The organism is Ningiella ruwaisensis (assembly GCF_004798935.1).
Taxonomy (GTDB): Bacteria; Pseudomonadota; Gammaproteobacteria; order Enterobacterales; family Alteromonadaceae; genus Glaciecola; species Glaciecola ruwaisensis.
Genome location: NZ_RAHT01000005.1, coordinates 327536 through 349810, shown reverse-complemented (window position 1 = coordinate 349810; position 22275 = coordinate 327536). Strand labels below are relative to the sequence as shown.

The 22275-nt window shown below is 43.2% G+C and carries 17 protein-coding genes; 4 read left to right on the top strand and 13 right to left on the bottom strand.

What is annotated here, in order from left to right; all coding sequences use genetic code 11:
• The first annotated feature begins 249 nt into the window (after positions 1-249).
• Complete coding sequence (locus D6V41_RS12545) at positions 250-2736, top strand: hypothetical protein (protein WP_136251864.1); 2487 nt, start codon at positions 250-252, stop codon at positions 2734-2736.
• Here D6V41_RS12545 and rraB read toward each other — a convergent pair.
• Together rraB and D6V41_RS12535 are read right to left on the bottom strand one after the other, a co-directional pair.
• Positions 2733-3110: a ribonuclease E inhibitor RraB gene (gene rraB, locus D6V41_RS12540; protein WP_136251863.1), complete on the bottom strand. Its 378-nt coding sequence runs from the start codon at positions 3108-3110 to the stop codon at positions 2733-2735. The genes D6V41_RS12545 and rraB overlap by 4 nt on opposite strands.
• Entirely contained in the window at positions 3107-3841 is a 735-nt protein-coding gene (locus tag D6V41_RS12535) for a 1-acylglycerol-3-phosphate O-acyltransferase (RefSeq protein ID WP_136251862.1), read from the bottom strand. Before D6V41_RS12535 ends, rraB begins: the two co-directional genes overlap by 4 nt.
• 136 nt (positions 3842-3977) lie before the next feature.
• Between D6V41_RS12535 and D6V41_RS12530 the strand changes: the two genes are divergently transcribed.
• A complete protein-coding gene (locus D6V41_RS12530) occupies positions 3978-5087 on the top strand; it encodes an HD domain-containing phosphohydrolase (RefSeq protein WP_136251861.1) in 1110 nt (369 codons plus the stop codon).
• A gap of 23 nt (positions 5088-5110) precedes the next feature.
• Here D6V41_RS12530 and D6V41_RS12525 read toward each other — a convergent pair whose 3' ends face one another.
• Positions 5111-6082 (bottom strand): D-2-hydroxyacid dehydrogenase, encoded by a 972-nt coding sequence (locus tag D6V41_RS12525; RefSeq protein ID WP_136251860.1) that lies wholly within the window; start codon positions 6080-6082, stop codon positions 5111-5113.
• A 162-nt stretch (positions 6083-6244) separates the two neighbouring features.
• Between D6V41_RS12525 and D6V41_RS12520 the strand changes: the two genes are divergently transcribed.
• Positions 6245-6733: an SRPBCC family protein gene (locus D6V41_RS12520; protein ID WP_136251859.1), complete on the top strand. Its 489-nt coding sequence runs from the start codon at positions 6245-6247 to the stop codon at positions 6731-6733.
• A gap of 24 nt (positions 6734-6757) precedes the next feature.
• Here the strand turns inward: D6V41_RS12520 and D6V41_RS12515 are convergent, their stop codons facing one another.
• The gene (locus D6V41_RS12515) at positions 6758-8062 is read right to left on the bottom strand and encodes a peptidoglycan DD-metalloendopeptidase family protein (protein WP_136251858.1); all 1305 of its coding nucleotides are present in this window, start codon (positions 8060-8062) and stop codon (positions 6758-6760) included.
• 220 nt (positions 8063-8282) lie between these two features.
• Here D6V41_RS12515 and tyrS point away from each other — a divergent pair, with 220 nt between their 5' ends.
• Entirely contained in the window at positions 8283-9482 is a 1200-nt protein-coding gene (tyrS, locus tag D6V41_RS12510; RefSeq protein WP_136251857.1) for a tyrosine--tRNA ligase, read from the top strand.
• A 133-nt stretch (positions 9483-9615) separates the two neighbouring features.
• On the opposite strand, the gene D6V41_RS12505 is transcribed toward tyrS, so the two are convergent.
• The 9 genes from D6V41_RS12505 to gltB form a co-directional block, all read right to left on the bottom strand.
• Entirely contained in the window at positions 9616-10038 is a 423-nt protein-coding gene (locus D6V41_RS12505) for a DUF2721 domain-containing protein (RefSeq protein ID WP_136251901.1), read from the bottom strand.
• A gap of 5 nt (positions 10039-10043) precedes the next feature.
• On the bottom strand, positions 10044-10484 hold the full coding sequence (locus D6V41_RS12500) for a rhodanese-like domain-containing protein (protein WP_136251856.1): 441 nt from the start codon (positions 10482-10484) through the stop codon (positions 10044-10046).
• A 321-nt stretch (positions 10485-10805) separates the two neighbouring features.
• Positions 10806-11675: a cobalamin-binding protein gene (locus D6V41_RS12495; RefSeq protein WP_168711026.1), complete on the bottom strand. Its 870-nt coding sequence runs from the start codon at positions 11673-11675 to the stop codon at positions 10806-10808.
• Positions 11668-12705 (bottom strand): cobalamin biosynthesis protein CobD/CbiB, encoded by a 1038-nt coding sequence (locus tag D6V41_RS12490; RefSeq protein WP_168711025.1) that lies wholly within the window; start codon positions 12703-12705, stop codon positions 11668-11670. Before D6V41_RS12490 ends, D6V41_RS12495 begins: the two co-directional genes overlap by 8 nt.
• Before the next feature lie 21 nt (positions 12706-12726).
• Positions 12727-13419 carry a 5'-methylthioadenosine/S-adenosylhomocysteine nucleosidase gene (mtnN, locus tag D6V41_RS12485; protein WP_136251853.1) on the bottom strand — a complete coding sequence of 231 codons (693 nt, stop codon included), beginning with the start codon at positions 13417-13419 and terminating at the stop codon, positions 12727-12729.
• A gap of 144 nt (positions 13420-13563) precedes the next feature.
• Positions 13564-14166, bottom strand: coding sequence for a DUF2726 domain-containing protein (locus tag D6V41_RS12480; RefSeq protein WP_136251852.1), 603 nt, complete (start codon positions 14164-14166; stop codon positions 13564-13566).
• Between the two features lie 164 nt (positions 14167-14330).
• Positions 14331-15563, bottom strand: a complete 1233-nt coding sequence (locus D6V41_RS12475; RefSeq protein WP_136251851.1) for a hypothetical protein — start codon at positions 15561-15563, stop codon at positions 14331-14333.
• 253 nt (positions 15564-15816) lie between these two features.
• Complete coding sequence (locus D6V41_RS12470) at positions 15817-17232, bottom strand: FAD-dependent oxidoreductase (protein ID WP_136251850.1); 1416 nt, start codon at positions 17230-17232, stop codon at positions 15817-15819.
• Positions 17233-17250: 18 nt separating this feature from the next.
• Complete coding sequence (gene gltB / locus D6V41_RS12465; RefSeq protein WP_136251849.1) at positions 17251-21717, bottom strand: glutamate synthase large subunit; 4467 nt, start codon at positions 21715-21717, stop codon at positions 17251-17253.
• Between the last annotated feature and the right edge of the window lie 558 nt (positions 21718-22275).

Below are 22275 nucleotides of genomic sequence, written 5' to 3'. Positions count from 1 at the left end.
ACAACATTTGCTCAGAATGTTCATGATTTAGCACTTTAGATTGTCTAACTGCAAATTATGGTTTATCCATCACCAAACTATCTAGTAACGAAAACTGCGTATTTGCTTGCACAAAAATAGGTGCTAACACTCAATAATTCTATGTCACTTAGTGTCACCATGCTGCTTTGATTGAAAGTAGCAAAACCAATATTTCCTGCCAGATGTCTTCAACACAAATGTTTTCTTCACGAGAAAAGGACGCCTTTTATGAAGCATGCCCATATTGATACTGACCATTTAAATCGCGCGCAATGCATTTTGGTTGCAATACTTTTCGCTCTGATGATCTTGAGCGGCGGCGGATGCGCAACAACGCAAAACAATAATATTGGGCACCATGATGCTGAGAAAAAAGATGCTGAGACAACACATGTTGAGACAAATTTAGGCACAAGATCATCTTTTCGGCTTTCGGCCGCAAGCATCAATGAGCGGCTAAATCAAAACGTCTTGCCCAAAGTTCAAGAGCGCATCACCAACATGCAGGAAAATCCTGCAAGCAGAACAAAAACTCAAGCATTAACTCATGCAACAAAAGGGCTTTTTGATGAAGCATTGCGTCTAGCTTTGTTCAAAAGCGCAACTGCATCTGCAAACGACTACGTTCGTCGAGAAGCTAACTCGACAACACAAAATTTAATGCAAGGCCAGCAGGCTGCCGAGCTAGATTTGGATTTTACAGGGAATGAACAAAACTATGTAATTAGATACGTGTGTTGCAGTCGCCTTCCCATTGTATTTAATGCGCGATTACCCGCCAATCAAATATTCTTAGCAAACAATATAGTAGGCTACCCTGAGACGAATGAATTAGTCGCGGTGTTTGATGATTTACCGATTTACGTGGGAGAGCAGATTTTTGTCAGAGTGCAGCGGTCAACAGCGCCTTATCATGCCGGCTGGTTTCCTTTGTTTTGGCTACACAAGATTGCATCGGAAACGACAAGTCACAAAATTACCACGGGAGTGAGTTATCAAGGCATTAGTCGTCAAATAAGAAATGTTGTGCAAGCGCAGTTTTACCAAAATTGCGACCATATGAACCCGGTGGGCGGAAACCCCACTTTTGAGTCAGAGGGTCCCGCCACCAGTAATTACCAATGTGGCGAGTATCCGGTAGGTAATACCGCTGCGAGTTTTAGCAAAAATGGCAACACGTATCGTTTCTTAAACAATCAGACATATTCAGTGAAAGGAGCTAACTTTCAAAATGACTATGCACAAGTGGCTTATTCTAATGCGATATTTACCTTCCCGTTTTATATAGGTAATCTCGACACACAAAGTCGCCATTCAGAGGATTACAGCGCACAGGAAATGCTGGAAGAAGGCTATGCATTTTTGTCGCGTACCTATTGGAAAACGGATGAAGCACGAGAAGATGGGGAGGTGCGCATTCATGCAATGGATTGGTATTTTAAAACCTGGTTTGATGCTTCAGAGCCAGAGAAAAGCAAATCTTTAAAATTCAGTTTACGTGCGAACTTACCTGGCTTTTTGCTCTACAGTCCATTTTCCGATCAAAGCTTTTCAGCATCGGCATACGATTTTTATAATGGTTCATCCAGTATCAGTGTTTCAGCCATTGAGTTAGGTGGTATCAGGATTGAGCATCTACCTTTACGTATCGATGGCATTATTGAAATAGACACTGATGATAATGCAGATAGCAATGCAACTGCTAACGGAATAAGTGACAGCTTTGAAATTGAATCCAGCGACAGTGTTTCGATTCGTTTTACCGATGCGCGTCTTACTCGCGATCCAAATCTATCCTTCTTTGATGGCATAAGCTACGTTTCCAGTCAACAAGGTGGTAGCGCCCTCATGTCGCTTGCAGCAAATTACGTAAAGGCAGTCATCGAAGGAATTCTGGGGGATGAAAATGGTGGCTCGTTTGTTTGGGATCTCATTTCCGATGATGTATTAAGCAGCATACTGCAATCACTTGAAGCACTTCATCCTAAGCTTACTGTATTATTCAACAGCCCATCGGCCGTGGTGATTGATGCATGTAAAGCGAGTATGCCAGCTTCATATAGGTCAAAAAACAGCAATTTTTATGCATTTTATCGCCAATGCCTGGATTTTGGAGCAAGCATACATGGCGTCTATTTTAATAACGAGGCTTCAAACTCCTTTCACGAAGGCTATGGCTTTACTCAGCCTTCAAATTATTGGGCGAGTGTTAATAAAGCGGGTCTATTGTGGCGAAAACCAGGCTCAGATCGTCAGTCTTTTCCATGTCCAGACGACGCGAGTTGCAGTGTCTATATTGATAGGCCGTGGTGGGCAGATTACGACCCTGGCTATGTTTACACCGGCGAAGAAAAATTTGACCCAGAGGCCTGGTCTTACGCCTCAAGCCGCGGCGGTAAGATATTGATGGAGGCGACGGCTAGCACATCCAAGCATTACTGGCATTTTCTAAGATGCTTGGTCCCTAATGCTGATCAAAAGCTTAATGCCGATATTGACGACTTTGCTGAAAGGATTTCAGAAGAAACCTCAGAAGAATGCCGTCTATCGGCGCTTGAGACGGTTTGTGAGCTATATGGGGAAGGGGAAGATCTCGAAGTTTTATTTGAAAATAGATGGGGTTATCGACCCCAGCTATCCGGATACGCTATCTATTGTCAGTGGGCAGAGGAATTGCGAGCGCAAGAAGACGGAGAATTGCCTGTCGGCAATTAATCATCACCGTATTCTATCGCATCTTCGCCGACGTAGTAGGTTCCCCAGCCGTCATAATGCACTTTGTGCTTCTCGGCGATTTGCAAAAGCTTGTCGGTATCTTTATTAAATTCATCAATATTAAGCTTTTTTTCAACCACGGCATCAAAACAAAATACTGTGCCACCGTCATCCAGAACAAGCTCTTCAGCGTCGGTCACTTCAAATCCAGCTTTAAAAGCGTCCACAGCAGCCTTTTCCAATACGTCGAAATTTTGGCTGGCGAGGTGATGCTCAATAATGTGTGGCTGACTAATATCGCTGCCATCTTCAATAAGAGCCTGTATTGTTTCTTGGTTAAATTCGTACCAAGAGGCGAGTTCTTCGTTATTCATTTTCTTTCCTGAGCCGCAGCGTCTGCGCTGGCTTCTTCAGTTAACTGTACAAATTTTGCTTTAATTTTTTCTTCAAATTCTTTTGCTAGTTGCTTAGGTGGCGTATCTTGCGCAAGTTCTACTGGATCCATAATTTCTATAATCACTTTTCCGTTATTCCAGCGATTAAATTTAATGCTGTGATGATTGTCACTTGCACAAACAGGCACAACCTTTAGTTTGTTGTCTAAGGCTAGACGAAATGCACCGGTTTTAAAAGCGAGTATTCCCTTTCCTCTGCTTCGCGTGCCCTCAGGGAACATCCATATGGAAAGTCCTCTTTTGCGCGCTTTTCGCCCTGCAAGTGACAAGGTATTACGCGCCTTTCCAGAGTCTTTTCTGTCAATCATGATGTTGCCAGATAACCAATATATTAAGCCAAAAATGGGGATCCACTTTAGGCTTTTTTTGCCGATGGTTACGACCCCTGGCATTGCGGCATTGCTAATCGTTGCCAAGTCCCAGGTATTTTGGTGATTTGCTATGTACACGTAAGATTCATCATCCCTTATCTTGTCGCTTATCCTCAATTCAAGCCTTACGCCTAAAATAGCCGCCATCGTGCTGTAGAGTTTTCCGCCTAAATGCACATTGTTCCGGTGCATGGGCCGAATAACGTAGGCAATAATAAGAAAGAGATTAATGAAGATAAAATAAAAAAATAGAACGATAGCTCGAAAAAGACCTAACACTGTGATTCCAAGTCGCGAACAATGCGCACGATTATACGCAGTTTTATCTTTGAGCAAAGCCGATCAGTAAATTAATTACTGTTCTGGTCGATAAGTATTAATCACTTTTATCTTATCCAAAGGCAAGCATCTTTACATGGCTATTTTCACTCCAGAAGAATTAGAATCCGATATCCTCAATGACCTGAGTGAAGAAATTCAAGAGCTATATGAAGCAAGTGAACAAACACTAATCGAGCTTGAATTAACGCCAAAAGACAATGAACTGCAGCGAGCGCTCTTTCGTTCAGTGCATACCATAAAAGGCGATTTGGGACTGGTGGGTTTTATGCCCATGATAGAAGTTTTACAGTACCTTGAAGATATTCTGGATCTATTGCGAAAAGGAGAAATTCAATATACGAGCTTGTTGAGTGATTTAGTCCTCAGGCTAATGGACAAAGTAACGGCCTTTGTATCTGATTGCATCAATAAGGGGAGGGCTGAATATGACAAGGATGCATTAGACGCCACAATTGCCATCATCAAGCAAATTGATGCAAATAATGGCCAGCAACATGAGTTACTGCTACAAAAAGCGATCAACAACTTAACGCATCGGGAAGATGAACTCTCGCATACCGATTCAAGGATCGAACTGGCTAAAACCGGGATCCCTAAAGATTTATCGCCTGAGAAGCAGGGGGATTTATTATTCTTTCGTGAATTGATGCGGCCAATTGAAAAGCGGGCCGGCTACAAAGAAGGAAGGGGAGATCGACTCGCCATACTTGCATTTTATATCAATGCGCTTTCAGACCATCCGCTTCCTGAAGATCAGCTTGCGGTAGCGTGTTACGTGCATGATTTTGGGATGGCCTTTATGCCAAACCATATTGTGAGAAAGCAGGGAGCGCTAAGTGACCTCGAAGCTAACCTACTTCGGTCACATGTATATAAAAGCACACGTCTCATTGAGCATTTAAACGCTTGGGACGAAGCACGTAAAATCATTATGCAGCACCACGAGAATATAGATGGCAGCGGTTATCCGCTTGGCATCACGGGTGATAAGATTTGCGAGGGAGCAAAGTTGCTCGCCATTTTAGACCGATACGACAATTTGACTAACGTCGAACAAGAGAATGGGGATACGCTATCAGCAAAAGAAGCAGTAATTGCGCTTAATACTCATTATAAAGGGCAACTGAGTAATAAATGGCTACGTCTCTTTAATCAGGGTATGGCTAAATTTTTAAATCAATAAACGCTAAAATCGATAAGCATCAATTAATATCCTCTCGTAAAGTCATGTACATATAAGAGCTTTTCTTTTACGGCATTGGCGTCATTTGTTGGCACAGATGTCGCTCGAATATACCGGTCAAGATTTGTCTTAAATACATCAAACACGCCTTCTGGATTGGACATGGCGGCCGTATGGTTCGTAATAAAGATATTGGCGTGTTGGTAGAGCATACTATCCGGTGGCAGAGGCTCCTCTTTAAAGACATCAAGCACTGCAGCACTCAGTTGTTTGCTGTCTAATGCGTTTACTAACACTTGCTCGTCTTTAAGTACAGTGCCTCGTCCGGCATTAATAAAGATCGCGTTAGCGCGCATCGCTTTGAAAAATACTTCATCGCAAATGCCTTTAGTGGCTTCAGTCTCAGGCAATAAATTGACGATAAAGTCACAGCAGTCCGCAAATTCATTGCGTTCACTTAAACGAAAATAGTCAACATCTGCTAAGGGTGTTTGCGTATTCGTAATAGCCGCTAATGACATGCCAAATGCTTTGGCCGCCTTTGCCAGCTCAATTCCTATGCTTCCCAAGCCCATAATTCCGAGCGTTTTACCAACAAGTGTAGAGGGGCTTTTTTGTTTCCACTGACGTTTTGATTGCGTATTCAGAAAAAAGGGAATGTCTCGTTCAAAATATAAAATGTAGGCCATGGTATATTCGCGCATCTGTGCGCCAAATATGCCTTTGGTACCGGTAAGCACGTAATCCCGCTTTTTAACTCGCTGTAATTTATTATTGCCTGCCCAAGTCGATTGTAGCCATTTCAGGCTTTTGCAGAAGGGCAGAAATGACGCTGCGATGTCTGGCTCGCTTAGTATTATTTCTGCGTATTTATGAACCTTATCATTGGCTTGGCTAGCGGCATGTATCAGCTCAACCTTATCTGTATATGTGCTTGCCAAAAACGCTTGTTGGTATCGCGAGTAATCTCTGCTGACAATAGCAAGTGGAATCAATGCAGTCCCCTATAACAAGTTTGCTTAGGTGTTTATTTTTATGAATGCGTAGTGTTTTACTTACCCATTATAGAAGAAAAAAGACGTAATATCCTATGCAGATATCGCCGCCCTCGCCGATAAAAATACTTCTCCAGTGATTTATTAAGGTAACGACTTATTATGTATGATTTCACGATTGATGGCACTTTGAATGCAGATTTATCAAAGGTTTACGAAGCTTTCAGTCGTCCTGAAATGATCATAAAGTGGTGTGCGCCGGGCAATTTATCCGTCTCGCAATATCACAGCCGTTTTGCTGAAGGGGGGCAATACCAACTGGTATTGCAGTCTCACGATGGATTTCAGCAAACGGTGGTGGGTACCTTTCAAAAAATTGTGCCAAACGTATCGCTTTCTTACACGTGGCGATGGGAAGACACTAACGATATTTCAAAGGTTGAACTGCAGTTTATTCAAAAAACGAATGGCACCACAAAAGTGATCTTGTCGCAAAAGGGATTTAATAGAGAGCAGGATATGTTGCAGCAGCAATATAGTTGGTTAGCCTGCTTCGAGAAGTTAGCAATGGTACTCAAGACACAGGATGTGCCCATGCCATCATACATTCATCATTATGTCAGAGACCACAAAAGCTTTTTGCAACCGTAAACTTCAAAGCAGACACTAAAACACTTATTCAGCAAAATTCATCGCAAGCATAATGCGCTTATTGTTGTTTAGCATTGTGACTTGTTGGTCGGCGATCAATAAAAAGTTGTCCTTCTCTTTTTTATCGATTGGCTGCGCTTTGGGTAATTCCACTGTTCTCGGATTGCGGTGAACACCGTCAACTAAAAATTCATAGTGAAGATGGGCGCCCGTTACCATGCCAGATGAGCCAAGATAGCCGATCACTTCACCCTGTTTTACCCATTGGCCTTTTTTAACGTTTCTGCTTTTAAAATGCAGGTATTTAGTTTGGTAACGCTCGCCGTGCTGAATGAACACGTGATGCCCATTAAAACGGTCGTAACCCGATTTGATCACTTTACCGTCGCCTGCTGCCATAATTGGTGTTCCAACTGCGGCTACGTAGTCAACGCCGCGGTGAGGCTTTATTCGCTTTTGTACAGGGTGAAAGCGCTTGGGATTAAAGTTTGAGCTCACATACTTAAAGCTCACCGGCGCACGCAGAAAACTCTTACGCATACTTCGCCCTTCAGGAGTGTAGTAGTTGCCGTCGGTGTAACGAATTGCGGTAAAGGTTTCCCCTTGGTTTATAAATTCGGCGGCAACAATATCACCATTGCCTATAAATTCTCCGTCAACATAAAGCTCTTCAAAAGCCATGTTAAACGAATCGCCTTCGCGGATTTCTTGTGCAAAATCGATATCCCAACCAAAGATACCTGCTAGCTGCATAATTTTGTTATCAGTCAGGCCTGCTGCAATACCGGCATTCCAGAAACTACTTGTGATTGTTCCCTGAGCAAATGTAACAAGGGTTTCTACTTCTTTTGTTTCAACTTCACTTACATACGCATTTTCATTAGCACGAATAACAAGTGTTTCGGTATTGCTGAGAGGATAGCGCAAAGAATTAAGCTGCTCAGCCTCATCAACATGCAGATAGAGTGTGTCGCCTGGCTTGATTTTACGCAGTTTTTTTGCATGCTCGCCCGCCACACTTACTCGATAGGTAACCTGTGGGCTTTGCTTATGCTCAGCCAAAATTTTTGCAAGCGTGTCGCCCCGCTTTACCTTATGAGCAATATACTCTTCGCCCTCAAATGCATCTTCTAACGTTTCTTGAAGATAGCTTAAGTCTGGCATAGGCAATTCGTATTGAACACCGGGAATTAATTCCATCACTTCAACGGTGCGCGACGCTTTCACATCGTCAGCCGGCCAAAATAACATGACGACTAACAAAGCAGAGGCTGCGCCTAGAACAAAACGATGAGGTTTAGGCAGATGTTTTATTGTATTGTGAATCATACACTCGTAAAATAACCATCGATCAAAATGCAGAATATAACGATTTTAGTCTCGTTTCCAGTCAAAAGGTTCACTTTGCCACCTTATCAATGATATCGGCTTACACGAATTATTCTGTATAAAAAATCACCGACAAGTAATTTCTCTAGTCATCACAATAACTAAGGCAAGATGCTTATTTAAGTATAGTGCGTTTGCAGTAAAAACAGGAATAAAAAATATGGGCAGTTGGGAATCAGCTTTCGCGGAAATTAAACGCGGTTCAGACGAAATTTTAATTGAAGAAGAACTTATTGAGCGTTTAAAAACCGGAAAACCGCTAAAAATTAAAGCCGGCTTTGATCCTACTGCGCCTGACTTGCATCTTGGCCATACTGTTTTGATTAATAAACTAAGAACGTTTCAGCAACTTGGACACGAAGTAATTTTTTTAATCGGTGATTTTACCGGCCTGATTGGCGATCCTACCGGCAAAAATGTAACTCGCAAGCCACTCACTGAGGAGCAAGTTGCCCAAAATGCACTCACCTATCAAGAGCAGGTATTTAAAATACTGGATCCGGAAAAAACCACCATTCGCTTTAATTCAGAATGGATGAATAAACTAGGCGCAGCGGGCATGATTAAACTTGCAGCGAGTCAAACGGTTGCCAGAATGCTTGAGCGTGATGATTTCAAAAAGCGTTATGCAAATGGTCAGCCTATTGCCATTCATGAGTTTTTGTACCCCTTAGTGCAAGGTTGGGATTCTGTTGCGCTTGAGTCTGATGTTGAACTAGGTGGTACTGATCAGCGATTTAATCTATTGATGGGACGAGAGCTACAGAAGTCGCAAGGTCAAGCGCAGCAAACCGTGCTGATGATGCCCTTGCTTGAAGGCCTTGATGGCGTTCAGAAAATGTCAAAATCGTTGAATAATTATATTGGAATAACAGATGCGCCTAACGATATGTTTGGAAAAATCATGTCAATTTCTGATGAATTAATGTGGCGCTACTACGACCTACTCAGTTTTAGACCCCTTGAAGAAATTAAACAGCTAAAAGCGGATGTGGCTGCGGGGCAAAATCCAAGAGATGTCAAAATTCTGCTCGCAAAAGAAATAATCGCCCGATTCCACGATGAATCAGCCGCTGAAGGCGCGCATCAAGATTTTATTCAACGCTTTCAAAAAAATGCCATACCCGATGACATGCCCGAGCTTGAAATTAGTTTGCCAGACGAGGGAATTGCGATTGGGAACTTATTAAAAGAAGCGAATTTAGTCAGCTCAACATCTGATGCGATGCGGATGATCAAGCAAGGCGCAGTGAAAATTGATGGAGAAAAAGTGGAAGATACGCGTTTGGTTATCACAGAAAAGACCAGCGCAGTGTATCAAGTGGGTAAACGCAAGTTTGCAAAAATTAGTCTGGTTTAGATAAGTAAATCGATACTTGCCTTTACTTGTTCATATTTGCGCACGTGCATTTTATTGAGCGATACATTTAATGTAATGGCGCGTAACGGCGCGTAACGGCACGACTTAAAGTAAAAAAGCGAGCAATCCGTTCTTACTCGGATTTGCTCGCTTGCTCTGGTTTGTCTAATGCCTCTCTTTCTTCTTTTACCGCATCAAGATGAACGTCAAGCGCTTGAATAGATATTCGGATTTCAATAACCGATAGTATGAGCGAGTACATTAAACACAGCAATGAGACGCCAAACACCCAACCGGCGGCTTGCTGGTAGCCTAAATAAAGCGCAAGCATACACAAAACACAGAAAAAGAAACTGATCACACCGTATTCCTGCATTCGCTTAATAAGCTGGATACGTTTTCGCATGTTTTGTATTTGCAGAAGCGTAGAACGCTCGCGACTTTTACCAAAGTTTCGAATAAGCGTCGCAAGCGTCAGGAAGCGATTGGTGTACGCCAACAATAGCAAAGAAACAGCTGGAAATAATAAGGCCGGTGTTGCTAAGTTAAGCTCCATTGGCATTATTGACTATCTGCCTTGCTCTCTGGTTGAGACGGATATGCCATTTCTCTGCCCGCCTTTTCCCAAGCCATTATATCGCCTTCTAAATGATAAAGATTTTCAAAGCCGGCGTCGGCCAACATATTCAGTGCTTGGCCAGCGCGTCGGCCGGAGCGACAATAAACGACAATTTCTTGCTCTTTCGCGCCAAATTTTTCCAGATTTTCGCTTACGCTGGCAAGTGGAATATTCACTGCGCCCGGAACATGGCCTTCTGCATATTCTTCAGGCGTTCTTACGTCAACAATCATCACAGATTCAGGCATCGCAATGAGTGCTTCCTGGCTTAATTGAGTAAAATCTTTACTGTAGGCACCGGCGCTAAAAATGCAACTGAAGGCGCAAACAAGCGCGTAAAAATATCGTTTTGCATGTTTAATTTTTGTCTTTGAGTTTGCCATTGGTTTTTCCTCTTGAATATGAGAGTAGTTTATACGTCACTTTAGGCTGAAATGTCTAGGGTCTATTGATCTTTGCTGTATGAATTTTGTTCACTCTATGTGCTTTCCGATCGCGGCACATGTTCGCAGGTGCAGTCATTCTGCATCAAGAGCATGTAACAAAGAGCAGGGAGCACATAGAGTGAACCCTTCGGGCAGCGCCTGTGCACTATTTATAATTCATCAGCGCAGTTTCATGTAGATGACTACACTTCAATTACACTTCTTCGTCTAAATAACGCACAAACTGCTGCAAAATCAAACAGCAAAGATCAACAGACCCTAGTCTGTATAGGCTTGCTGACATAGAGAATCAAGTTCATCAATTGCACGCGGTGTAAATCGATGCATTTTGTCGGGATTGATTTGAATAAAACGGGCATCTAAAACCTTGTGATGTTCGCTCCAAAAGGCTCGAAAGTCTTCCTGATCTTGTTTGTTGGCAACAATAATCAGCTCTGGCGCGTGCCTGATGACCTGTTCAAGAGACACTTGAGGGTAGGCTGACGGGCTATGGGCAAACACGTTATTCAATCCGCAAAGCCTCAGTAAATCATTTAACCATGGGTCATTTCCAAGTGCGACGAGAGGCTGCTGATTAAGATAATAAAATACAGACTTATTTGAAGAAATGTATCGCGCTTTTATCGATTCAATCTTGTCCTGTAACCGCTTTACTTGTCTCTTTACTCCTGATGTATCGCCCAAAAACGCTCCAAGGCGCTCAATATCCTGCAACAAATCATCAGTAGATGTCACCTTCGACAAGAAGACGGGAATTTGATTGCTTTGCAATTTAGCGATGTCAGTCGCTTTATTGCCGCCATCCCAGGCTAGCACATGAGTCGCATCAAGCCTCAATATCTCGGCTATATTGGCGCCCTGATAGCTCGCGACACGCGGTAAAGACTTAGCAGAAAGAGGGTAATCACTAAAATCACTGACACCGACTAATTGTGCATCAAAACCTAAGTAAAATGTAAGTTCAGTTAAATGAGGAGAGAGTGAAACAATGCGTTTTTGTTGATTTTTTATTTCTTTGTGCAGCTCTTTTTGCGGCTCTTTCTGCGGCTTCAGGTCCTCTGGCGCTTCGAGCGCAGATGCTACAAAGCAGCAAATTAAAATGCTAAAAAATACCCATCGCTTACACATTTGCATTCACCGCAAAGCTGATAAATAGCAAAAACATAAGATATACAAGCATAGTTCTATTGTGAGCGTTTACTATTCGAAAAATATCTGAAGCTGCTGGCTCATCGCGTCCAAAGTATTTATGTCGTCTTACGGTAATCGTTTCTGAAATCTGATCCTGATTCGATTTTGTTTGATGGTTAACATTCTGATTTTTCTCTTGATTTAATGATTGTTCATAGCGTATTGCGCCACTCACATGCGTGTTTAATACTCCGCTCACCGCAGCATAGATAATATTTGCGTTACAGCTTAATAGGCTTTGCCTGGTAAAACATGCTTTTAAGGCATTTAATCCATTGGCAGGGAAATTAATCAGAACCAGCAATAATGCGTAAAATCGAGTAGGTAGCCATTGCAAAACAAAACAAAGTCGACTGCTGAAATAACCAAAGCGCGCATATCGATTAAGCTTAACATTCCATGTTTGTGCTGCTTCGTAACAGAGTCTATAACAGAGCGCAAAAAGCGGTGAAAGTAACAACGCCAATGCCAATGTGGTGGCATGTTGAAAGCTTATTCTCAAGCTGATCATTTCAATACTTGCCTTACTTATGCCGACCATTGAAAGGGCACTTGTATCTCGCAGTACTTGGGTACTTAATAAATCTCTGGCGAGTTGTTTCTTGTTTCGTTTGACAGCATCTGCGATTTTCTTAACTAAATGAAGTTGTCCGCTCAATTGTAAAGCCAGATAAAGCACGATGAGATTAAACAACCATTGATAGGAGGCAAACTGGGATATCAAGTAAACAATAAGTCCAATGGGTATCACCAGCACAACGATTGCTAAAACACCTGAAATGTAATGTTGTTGGCTTTGCTTTTCAGCAGGAAGTACTTTAATCGCCATTCGTGTGCATACAAAACGAAAAAACGCGATAGGGTCAATGGCACTTGAAATGGGAAGCAAGCGCTCAAGTAGCCAAGCGCTGAAAATAAGCGACCAGGCATACAGGCCGCTATCTGCGTTAAGCGACCAATTAAACACCGCACTCCCTATATCCAAGGGTTAGAGCTTTTCAATTACACCAAGCACAAGCATGGCAGAGTGCTTAGCGGCAGTTTCCAAATACGTTTCAAACGAAACGGTAGACGTTTTACCAGCAATGTCTGATAAGGAACGAATGACTACACAAGGTGTGTTCATCATGTGGCAGGTTTGCGCAATTGAAGCACCTTCCATCTCTACCGCTTTCATATCTGGAAAATCTTGCTTAATTTGGTTGGCAGCTTCGTCACTGCCAATAAAACTGTCGCCACTGCAAATTAAGCCCGTTTTTACCTGAATGCCATCAAGAGATTGTGCAGCCTCAAAAGCCAGACTACTTGCTTTACTGTCTGCTACGTACTGTTTTGGCATGGCAGGGACTTGCCCTTTATCGTAGCCAAAATGGCTAACATCCACATCGTGATACATAAGCGCATCGGCTATCACAATGTCACCAATATTAAGTTCAGGATCAAAACCTCCCGCTGAGCCTGTATTTATCACCAAGTCGGGCGAAAACTGATGAATTAATAAGGTCGTTGCCATAGCAGAAGCAACTTTTCCAATCCCGCTTTGCACTAAATAAATTTGATGGCCATCCAGGCTGCCTGAAAATACTTCCAGGTGAGAGACATTTAATGTTTCCAGTGCATCAAGTTTACTTTTAAGTAAGGTGATTTCTTCTTCCATCGCTCCAATGATGGCGATATTCATAGCGTGTCCTTATGTAGCGTGTATTTAACAAGTAGATATAATAAAACTGAGCGAATGATAATCGCTCAGTTAAAGAATACAAGAAGTCATTTCCCGATAAAATCGTTGCGCTTAATTCAGTGAATGTTAATTGGGCTGGAACAATTAGGCTGCAACTTTTCGAGAAGGGCTGAGAGGTCGAGTAGGGCGCTTTTTGTTGTTTAATATACTGGGCTGTTCTTGTACCGCTGCTGTGAAGGGAATTTTGCCCTGACGTCTGCGAAGCGGAATAAGCTTTGCTTCAATACACTCTCGGATGTCATTTACACTATATCCTGCTTTGGCTTTAATTCGCACGTGAGGGATGGATGCTGTGTCTAGTGCACCGCTTACAAAAAAGTCTCTTTGGGTGTTATGACCATCTTTTCCAGAGCCGTAAACTAAATCAATTGCCATAACGGGCGTCATATCCTTTCGCTCGCATAGTACAAAATCGACTTGCTTAGCGCCTGCTCTTAATAAAGCACTATTTGCAATTTTTTTATCGGTGTTACTGCGCAAAGCAAGCAAATCAATTAATTTGACGCGACAAAGTACACGAAACTCATTTCCGGTCGCCTGTTCAATCAGCGTTAAAAATTGACGCTCAGCCGCCGTAAACAGTTGCTTTTTAAGCGCAAATGGGAAAACCATCTTTGTATCGTTGAGTTTCATTGCAAGCACAGAAACACAAATCAATACCGCTAATAAAATAATTGCAATTTCCATGATATCTCCATTAGTAAAATCGCTGCCGCCAATCTTGCGACATGGTCGTTAACTAATGAGGATTTAGCAAAGGCTGTGCCAGAAAAATCACGCGGGCGTAAATTCTTTGACACGTCTTGAAATGGTGTTTTATGTTGAATTTGTCTTTATAAAATAAGCGCCTGTTAAGGCGCTTGCTTTACGAGAATATCAACCTGAGTACCCGAGCCGTCGGGCGATACGATAATTGTGACGTTTTTATTCGGGCTCTGAATCATATAGCGAGAATGCGTTTCTTTTGATGGACCATATTTTGCGCTAGCCTGATAAAAGTTGACAACATTCATCGGGGCTTCTGGTACGTGCATTACCATACTTGCCGGTAAGTCGGCGGCAAAAATCTGACAGAGTTTGCCGTTCGTCGGAATTTGGACGCCGAAAAAATCACCTGGACAATTCTCTGCTTTTTCTGTGATGCTTTGAGCGGTTTCAACTGTGTTGTTTACAGGAACTGCGGCTTCTTCAACTGCTGCTACTTCTTCAAGTGCTTCTACTTCTTCAACTGCTGCTACTTCTTCAACTGCTGCTACTTCTTCAACTGCTGCTACTTCTTCAACTGCTGCTACTTCTTCAACTGCTTCTATTTCTTCAACTGCTGCTACTTCTTCAACTGCTGCTACTTCTTCAACTGCTGCTACTTCTTCAACTGCTTGTACTTCTTCAATTGCGTCTACTTCTTCAACGGCTGCTACTTCTTCAACTGTTGCTACTTCTTCAAGTGCTGCTACTTCTTCAAGTGCTTCTATTTCTTCCACTGCTTCAACGATTTCTTCGGAGAGGCTGTCAGCGGTATCAGTTTCAAGTATCTCCAAGCTCTCGTTTGCGCCTTCACTCATGTCGACTTGAGCCAGTAGGAATACGGTGTTTTCAAAACCGTAATCTTCTGCATCACTAGGTAGCGTGGATTCTTCGCTTGTTTTTTCGTTTACTGTTGTTGCAAGATTCAATTCTGTTTCATCAGACGATGCTGCGTCCAGCTTCGCTTCAAAGAGAGCAAACTCCTCTTCTACTGCCGGCTTAAGCTCATCTATAGCGGAGCTATCATCGCTTGCGATTGAACTAATTACTTCATCATAGTAAACCTCTTCTTGGTAAACGCTTTCAATGCTTTGTAAGTCCGACGCGGAATAATCAGGTGCAGCTGGAAGGGTGTTCAAAACGCTTTCACGGTATTCTTCTACAGTAGTAGATGCATCCACAGCAAATAATTGGGCGGTGCGGACGGTGGCTAATTGTTCATCAATTTCCGCAAGTAAGTTTCGTGAATTGTCCGAAGCTTGTGCTTTGGCTAAAAAAAGCAAAACCGCTATGATAAGAAGGTGTTTGCAAGCCTCGACAAACATAGATAAATATTTCATTGATAAACCTCTTCCTGCACTTTCTGTAGGTGCCCAACATGGCAAAACATAATTTTATGCCTTGTTATCGGCAGCGTTTATAGATTAACCAGTAGAAATTCAGGCGACAAGGCAAAACGGACGTTTTAGCGTGTAGGATATGCTTCTTAGGTATTGATTAACATAAAAAAAGCGCCATTAGGTAGGGCGCTTTTGAACACGTAAAAAGGATTGAATGCGCATTTTAGCAATACGCATCAAATAAATGTTTTGTTTATATCTCCAGATAATCAAGGATCCCTTCAGCGGCCTTTCGTCCCTCGTCTATGGCTGTGACCACAAGATCTGAACCTCTCACCATATCTCCCCCTGAGAAGATCTTAGGATTGGACGTTTGAAAAGGATAAGTACCAGCTGACGGTGCTCTAACACGACCTCTTTCATCCAGCATGATGCCATATTCACCAAACCACGGCGCAGGACTTGGAGAAAATCCAAAGGCAATAATTACTGCATCAGCTTCTAATACATGAGCTGAGCCTGGCACTTCAACGGGACGTCTTCGGCCGGCCTCATCGGGCTCACCCATTTCGGTTCGAACCATGCGCACGCCAACTGCTTTTCCATTTTCGTCAACGGCAATATCAATAGGCTGCATGTTAAACTGAAACTCAACGCCCTCTTCTCTGGCATTTACTACTTCTCTGCGAGAGCCAGGCATGCTTTCTTCATCTCGACGATAGGCGCAGGTTACTGAAGCTGCGCCTTGGCGAATCGATGTGCGCACACAGTCCATGGTTGTGTCTCCGCCACCGAGCACTACAACGCGTTTGCCACGCATATCAATAAAGTCTTCAGGACGCTTTTCGATGCCCATTACGCGATTGGTATTTGCAATTAAAAACGGAAGCGCCTCGTATACCCCTTCGGCTTTTTCATTTGCGAACCCGCCCTGCATAGCTTTGTAGGTTCCCATGCCCAAAAACACGGCGTCATAGTCATCCATCAGTTGTTGAAAAGGCATATCCTTACCTATCTCTACGTTAAGTTTAAACTCCACTCCCATCTCGGTAAAAATTTGACGACGAAGCTGAATCACTTCTTTTTCTAATTTAAACGATGGAATACCAAAGGTTAGCAAGCCGCCTATTTCTTCGTACTTATCAAACACAATGGGCTTAACGCCATTTCTTACTAAAATATCTGCACATGCCAGCCCGGCAGGGCCAGCGCCAACAACAGCCACTTTTTTATCTGTCCATTCCACACCTGACATATCGGGCCGCCAACCCATTTTAAATGCCGTGTCGGTAATGTACTTTTCAATACTGCCAATAGTGACCGCACCAAAATCGTCATTTAGAGTACAAGCGCCCTCACAAAGCCTGTCTTGCGGACAAACGCGACCGCAGACCTCAGGCAAACTATTGGTTTTGTGCGAAAGTTCAGCCGCCTCGAGAATTTTGCCCTCGTTAGCAAGCGCAAGCCACTGCGGAATGTAGTTGTGCACAGGGCACTTCCACTCGCAATAGGGATTACCGCAGTCCAAACAACGGTCTGCCTGACCGGCAGCCTGAGAACTAGTCATTGGCTGGTAAATTTCGCCAAATTCTTCGGTGCGCATAATGATTGGCTTTTTGGGCGGATCAATACGCGCAACGTCTACAAATTGATATACATTTTTTGCCATTTACTTACAACTCCTGGCTTATTGAGCCTGAATTCGCAGCTCAGCGCTTGAGCGGCTAATGTGACCAAGTAAATTTTTCACATCGCTGGTTTTCGGCTTAACCAGTCTAAATTTCTTCATCTCATCTGCAAAGTTCGTTAGCAAATGCAGGGAATGGGCGCTACCGGTTTCTTCATAATGTTCGTTGATTAGGCCTCTAAGATGTTCAGACAATATAACTTTGTCTTCAATACCCTGAATATCAACTAACTCATGATTCACGCGCTGATCAATGTCATCAAATTCATCATAAAGATAAGCAAATCCGCCTGTCATACCTGCGCCAAAGTTAACCCCAATGCTCCCTAAAACCGCAACAATACCGCCTGTCATATACTCGCAGCCATTGTCGCCAGTGCCTTCAACTACGGCAATTGCGCCTGAATTTCGAACGGCGAATCGTTCGCCAGCACGTCCTGCTGCATACAGTTTACCGCCGGTTGCACCATATAAACAGGTGTTACCCATAATCGCGCTGCTGTGCACATCAAAACTTACTCTTGCAGGTGGATGGATGACCAGTTTACCACCCGTCATACCTTTACCCACGTAATCATTAGCATCGCCGATAAGACGCATTTCAAGGCCGCCTGCGTTCCATACACCAAAACTTTGTCCTATCGTGCCTGTGAGCGTTACCTTGATTGGACTATCGTCCACGCCTGAATTGCCATAGTGCTTGGCGATAAAACCAGATAAGGTCGCGCCTACTGAACGATCAGTATTACGCACATGATATTTTAAGTGCATCGGCGTCTGGTTTAATACGGCGTCTTCAGCGTCAGCAAAAAGCTGCTTGTTCAGTTCTCCCCGATCAATCGGAATGTTTGTTGTTTCTGAGCAAAATAGTTTGGTGTGTGTACCGGCCTTTGGCTTTTCAAGCAAAGGGGATAAATCAAGTTTAGACTGCTTAGCAGTTTGCCCTTCAAGCAAGGTAAGCAATTCGGTTCGTCCTACTAGATCCTGAAATTGCGTGATCCCTAAACTTGCCATAATTTCTCGCACTTCCTGTGCGACAAATTTAAAGTAGTTCATTACCATTTCTGGCAGTCCAATGAAGTAATTTTCACGCAGCTTGGCATCTTGCGTGGCAACTCCGGTCGCGCAATTATTCAAATGGCAAATACGTAAGTACTTGCACCCTAAGGCAACCATTGGACCCGTGCCAAAGCCAAAGCTTTCAGCGCCAAGAATGCCGGCTTTGACGACATCTAGACCGGTTTTCAGACCACCATCGGTTTGAACACGAACTTTGTGTCTCAGTCCATTTTCCACCAAGGCCTGTTGCGTTTCGGCAAGACCTAATTCAAAGGGGCTGCCAGCATATTTAACTGAGGTTAAGGGGCTAGCGCCAGTGCCGCCATCGTAACCTGAAATAGTAATAAGATCTGCATAAGCCTTTGCAACACCGGTTGCAATGGTCCCAACACCGGGTTCTGAAACCAACTTAACTGAAATAAGCGCAGAAGGGTTGACTTGTTTAAGATCAAAAATCAACTGCGCCAAGTCTTCAATTGAGTAAATATCATGGTGTGGAGGCGGGGAGATAAGCGTTACGCCAGGTACTGAAAAACGAAGCTCAGCAATATATTTATTTACCTTGTCACCGGGAAGTTGACCACCTTCACCGGGTTTTGCGCCTTGCGCTACTTTGATCTGTATAACATTTGCGTTAATCAGATAGTGTGGGGTCACACCAAAGCGCCCTGAGGCAACTTGCTTGATTTTCGAATTTTTTTCAGTGTTAAAGCGTTTAGGATCTTCACCACCTTCACCAGAGTTAGATTGACCACCCAATCTATTCATGGCAATAGCAAGCGCTTCATGCGCTTCAGGGCTTAGTGCACCAATTGACATGGCTGCTGTATCAAAACGCGGGAATAGCTTTTCAGCGGCTTCTACCTGCTCAATCTCTACTGGCTCAAGCGATGAATTCAAATGCATTAAATCTCGCAAATGACTGGGGTTTCGCTCATTGACAAGTTTCGCAAACACTTGATAGTCACTGTAGTTTCCGCTTACTACGGCTTTTTGTAAGCTACTTACTACATCGGGGTTATAAGCATGATATTCGCCGCCATGGACAAACTTAAGCAATCCACCATGACTGATTGTCTTGCGCTTTAACCACGCGATGCGAGATAAATTTACCAAATCCTGTTCGAAGTCTTCAAAGCTAGCACCTTTGATACGACTTGGCACACCCTTAAAGCATAGTTCAATGACATCTTCATTAATACCGATTGCTTCAAAAAGCTTCGAGCTACGATAGCTTGCAACAGTACTGATGCCCATTTTAGACATTATTTTGTAGAGGCCTTTATTGATGCCTTTGCGATAATTCAAAATGGCATCCATCGGCGAAATATCCAAATCATTTTGCTGTACCATCTGCTCAATGGTTTCGTAGGCCAAAAATGGATAAATCGCCGTTGCGCCCAAACCGATTAAGACGGCAAAATGATGCGGATCACGAGCGGAAGCGGTTTCAACGACTATATTCGCATCGCAACGTAACTGCTCATCTATCAGACGCCGCTGAACTGCACCCACTGCCATTGCCGCCGGAATAGGCAGTTTATCTTTGCTTATTTTTCTATCGCTTAATATTATAAAAGCGGCATTCTCTTCTCTTACGACCCGAACCGCTTCATCGCATATTCGCGTGATCGCAGCTTGTAAACCTTCCTCAAGCGCATAGTTAATGTCAATTTTTACGTTGTGATAGAACTTTGAATCGTATTCTTTAAGCTGTTTTAAATCGGTATACACTAATATCGGCGAATCAAACAAAACGCGATGTGCATAGCCGCTGGTTTCGTTAAACACGTTTTGCTCACGACCAATACAGGTTGCCAGCGACATGACGTGGTTTTCGCGCAATGAATCAATGGGTGGGTTGGTTACCTGCGCAAATTGCTGTCTGAAGTAGTCATAAAGGGTACGCTGCTTAGAAGACATAACGGCCATTGGCGTATCATCACCCATTGAGCCAACTGCTTCTTGCCCATCTTTTGCAAGTACCTTTATAACTTGCTGCATCTCTTCATAGCTGTAATTAAACAACTTATGATAGGTTGCCATTTCATCGTTGGTGAAAACGCGTTTACCTATTTCAGATGCGTCAACATGTTCAATAGGCGCCAGCCGTTTAATGTGTGAAGTCAGCCACTGTGCATAAGGATGACGAGCTTTAAGCTCTTCATCAATTTCATTTGAGCGCCAGATTTTTCCGGTGTGGGTGTCTACCGCCAGCATTTCGCCGGGCCCAACGCGACCTTTTTCAACAACATCTTCTTGCTGATAATCCCAAATACCGATTTCAGACGCCAACGTAATTAGTTTGTCTTTTGTGATGACATATCGGGCGGGTCGAAGACCATTTCTATCAAGGTTACAGGCAACATGGCGCCCGTTTGTCATAACGATACCCGCAGGACCATCCCAAGGTTCCATGTGCATTGAGTTGAATTCATAAAATGCACGCAAATTTGGATCCATGGTTTTATTGTTTTGATAAGCAGGTGGAACGAGCAAGCGCATGGCTCTAAATAAATCCATGCCGCCGGCTAAAAATAGCTCCAACATGTTATCTAAAGAACTTGAATCTGAACCGCTTACGTTCACAAAAGGAGCGGCATCACGTAAATCCGGTATGAGCGGCGTGGCAAACTTGCTTGTGCGAGCAATTGCCCAGTCGCGGTTTCCTTTGATGGTATTGATTTCGCCATTGTGCGCCAAGAAGCGGAAGGGTTGAGCCAAAGGCCATTTAGGCAGCGTGTTGGTCGAAAATCGCTGGTGGAATACACATATGGAAGAGGCCAGGTCTTCATCTGCTAAATCCAGATAAAACGCAGGCAAATCACGAGGCATCACTAAGCCTTTGTAAATCGTTACAAAGGTAGACAAGCAGGCAACATAGAATGCTTCGTCTTGCATAAGTTGCTTCTCAGCACGGCGTCTGGCGACGTATAAACGACGCTCAAGGTCTGGTGGTGACCAACCGCTGGGGGCGTTCACAAAAATCTGTTCGATTTGCGGTACCCCGGTTTTGGCCAAGTCGCCAAGCACTGAGTGGTCGACTGGGACTTCGCGCCAGCCAACAACCGTAAGCATTTCTTTTTCAAGTTCGGCGTTAAGTACATCTCGTGCAGTTGATGCCAAAACAGGATCCTGATTTAAAAAGACCATCCCAACTGCATAATTATTATTAAGTGTCCAATTATGCGTTTTCGCGACTTTTTTGAAAAAGACGTCGGGTTTTTGTAACAACAGACCGCAACCGTCACCGGTTTTTCCATCTGATGCAACACCGCCTCTGTGCTGCATACGATCCAGGCCATGGATCGCGGTTCTTACGAGGCTGTGACTCGCCTCTCCCTGGATATGTGCAATTAGCCCAAATCCACAGTTATCTTTTGAATCGGTTATGTTATACAAACCCATAAAACACTCCTTCACGCATTTTGAAAGGCTTTGCAAATAGCAAACTACCTTCACCGGCGCGGCTCGTTGTGCGAATTAACGCAGTGCGATTTAACGCGCAAACATCTTGTTATGCAAACTTGCTCGCTTGCTTATTATTTTTTATTCTTTTTATTTTGTCGTTAGTTTGCGGTATGAGGATACGTATTCGTATCGAATTTTTATGCAATCCACTAAGCGGGCTAGAGAAAATACCTATTTAACCCGAAGAAATCAATTATCACTGACGACAATAATAGCATTCATCAAATCAATATTATTTAACGTCATGATTTAAAACATTTTTATTTTTATTCCAAATTCGGGTTTGGGCTGTACACTTAGCAATACAAGGTTACAAATTTGTAAATATTAGTTGCAGTTACAACTTTACTCATTTGTCATATTGATAACAGGCTGATTAGGCATAAAGAATAATTATGCTTGTTTTTCTGCAAAAATATTCATATTAAAACAGCTTTCTCGTTTTCGGACCAGGTCAGGATCGCATTCAAGGCCTCAAAAATATTGACACTACCT